This window comes from Mycobacterium sp. GA-2829 (genome assembly GCF_001499965.1).
Lineage (GTDB): Bacteria > Actinomycetota > Actinomycetes > Mycobacteriales > Mycobacteriaceae > Mycobacterium.
Genome location: NZ_LQIT01000088.1, coordinates 1 through 1,278 on the forward strand (window position 1 = coordinate 1; position 1,278 = coordinate 1,278).

Annotated in this window: 1 protein-coding gene; it reads right to left on the minus strand. The window is 70.3% G+C overall.

The annotated features are described in order from the left end of the window. The coding region (locus tag AU194_RS29745; RefSeq protein ID WP_082698915.1) for an HNH endonuclease signature motif containing protein at positions 1 to 1,278 on the minus strand (1,278 nt) is incomplete at both ends.

Sequence of the window (1,278 nt, forward strand, 5' to 3'; positions counted from 1 at the left end):
GGCCTGGTTGCGCGCGCGTTCGGCGGCGATGTGAGCGCGGCGTTCGGCGGCGCGGGTGCGGCGGCGTCTGGGCATCTTCAGGACTCGTGATGTCGTAGGTGGAGCGCCTGGTGCCGGTGAGGGTTGGCCGGCGGTGACGGTGTTCGAGTCGGGGAACAACAGGTGACTGCCGGGTTTCGTGCGGTATTGCCGGCCGGTGGGTGAGGTCCAGATGACGGTGCCGTCATTCAATTGTCGGTCGGTCCAGCCGTCGATGCCGATCCAGAACGTCTTGAGTAAGTGGTGGAGGCGGCAGAGGCATTTGGTGTTGGCGGGGTGGGTCGCCCCGGCCGGATACGGCGTGGTGTGGTCGATGTCGGTGCGGTCGGCGGGCCGATTGCAGCCGGGGAAGCGACACGTCAGATCGCGCATCCGCACGAAGGCCGCCAGCCGGCTCGAGGGGCGATAGCGGGGTTCGGGGTCATCAGCGGGCCGGCGAAGGGGGGCGAGTTTTGCTCCTGCGCGGATCAACTCGGCCAGCAGCTGCGGAGGCACCACACCGCCACCCACGATCACCGCGGACCCGCGAGAGGCGGCCACCGGAGACGTCGGGGGTTCGGATTCTGGTGCGGCCACCGGAGTTTCAGCTGGCGCCGTCTCGGCCTCTGGTGTGGGGTCGGGGTTGCCGTGGAGGGTTCCGTCGCAGGGGGTGGCGGCGGCGTCCTGGTCGGCGAGGATGTGGATTTCAATGGCTTCGGCGCGGGCGTCGGGGGCGCTGGCCGGGCAATCGGGGTCACCGCACAGGCAGGCCATCCGGTCGCCGTAGACGGCGATCACCCCGGCGGCATCGGCGCGTCGCTGCTTGGCGGTGCGCGGATCATTGGCACACACCCCGCCCACCAGCTGGTCCAGGCGCTGCTGGAGCAGTTCGGCATCGATGGCCGACAGCCGCCCCCACACCGAGACGGTCATGGCCCCGTCATCGCGAGACCCGATCCGCAGATCGCGCTCGAGGGCGGCTGCACGACCGCGGATCACCGCCGCGGGGTCGAAGCGTTCCACCCACACATCGACGGCCTGTTCGAGCCGCTCACCCGAGAGGACTCCCCATCCCAGCATCGCCTCGGCGATCGCGCTGTCGATGTGGGCGATCGGGGCGCCCTCGGCCACCAGCCGGGTGCGCCAGGTGATCGTCGCAACCACCCGGGCACTGACAACGCCCTGGGCGTACAGGGCGGCCACTTTCGGGAGCCGGTCACGCAGTGCCAGCGCGATGCACATCTGCGTGGACGCGGCGCG